Origin of the sequence: Bacteroides sp. CAG:633 (assembly GCF_000435115.1) — a bacterium.
GTDB classification, from domain to species: domain Bacteria; phylum Bacteroidota; class Bacteroidia; order Bacteroidales; family Bacteroidaceae; genus Bacteroides; species Bacteroides ndongoniae.
Genome location: NZ_FR882955.1, coordinates 16,522 through 17,413, shown reverse-complemented (window position 1 = coordinate 17,413; position 892 = coordinate 16,522). Strand labels below are relative to the sequence as shown.

Genomic DNA, 892 nt, shown 5'->3' with positions numbered 1-892 from the left:
TATATTTATTTTTATTTCGAACTCACGTTACATTACGCACATATTGAAGAAATTCGCCTGACTTAAAAAAACGGTCAAAATAATCTTTGTTTTTTTTATACGCCTCTGTGGAAGTACAAATCGCAGGCGTAGAGGCAGCGCACTCGTTTCCGGAAATCCCTGTAAATAAAGATGCAGCCACCGCATCTTGTAAAGCACGAGTGATTGCCTTGTCTACAGAACCAGCAATGCCCCATACTTTGCAGAACTTATACCCCTGCTTATCAACACGAACTACTTCGATTTCATAGGGGTGTTCCATATCAAAAGGGTATTTCCGTGCATGTATGGACATACTAATAATAAAACATACAAATAATATTACATTTCGTATCATACACTTATTATTTTTATATTTATAAGAAGAAAATCGTATTTTCTGTAATAAAACTGAGCACTACTTTTAATATATGTAGCAAAGTTAGTATTATTATAAAAACATTCAAAAACAAATAAATAAATTTTTAAACACCAAGATGTTTTTTTCGGCGAAGTGAATATATATAAAAAAGAAGGTGTGTCAATTACGACACACCCTCTTTAGCTTTTTATTCCTTGATGATTTCTTTCAGTTTGATGGCTTGGAACAGCATGTGGGCGGTGCTGCTTTCGTAGAAGATACCTACCGTCTCGCGGTCGATCATGGTGAGGCAGGAGTAGCCCCAGCCGCCACCTTCGTCCAGCAGTACCTGATGCTGGGGCAGCCAGGTCAGTCCACCGTCCAGGCTGGCTTTCAGGGTAATCATGTTGCGGTTCTTGGTGCTGTTGGGGTTGGAGAAGAGCAACAGGTCACGGTTCAGTACGTTTTCGGCAGCAGGCACATGGATGAGGCTGGCCATGCAGACCGGCTCGA

At 40.7% G+C, this 892-nt stretch carries 1 protein-coding gene and 1 pseudogene; both read right to left on the bottom strand.

What is annotated here, in order from left to right:
• Nucleotides 1-22 precede the first annotated feature (22 nt).
• Entirely contained in the window at nucleotides 23-301 is a 279-nt protein-coding gene (locus QVP67_RS00780; protein WP_288179754.1) for a hypothetical protein, read from the bottom strand.
• 286 nt (nucleotides 302-587) lie between these two features.
• Nucleotides 588-892 (bottom strand): annotated as a pseudogene (locus tag QVP67_RS00775) (sialidase family protein); the annotation flags it as partial.

Bases quoted from the DNA above. Each gene is read 5' to 3' on its own strand.
- QVP67_RS00780 (WP_288179754.1), bottom strand. From the start codon at position 301: ATGGAACACCCCTATGAAATCGAAGTAGTTCGTGTTGATAAGCAGGGG.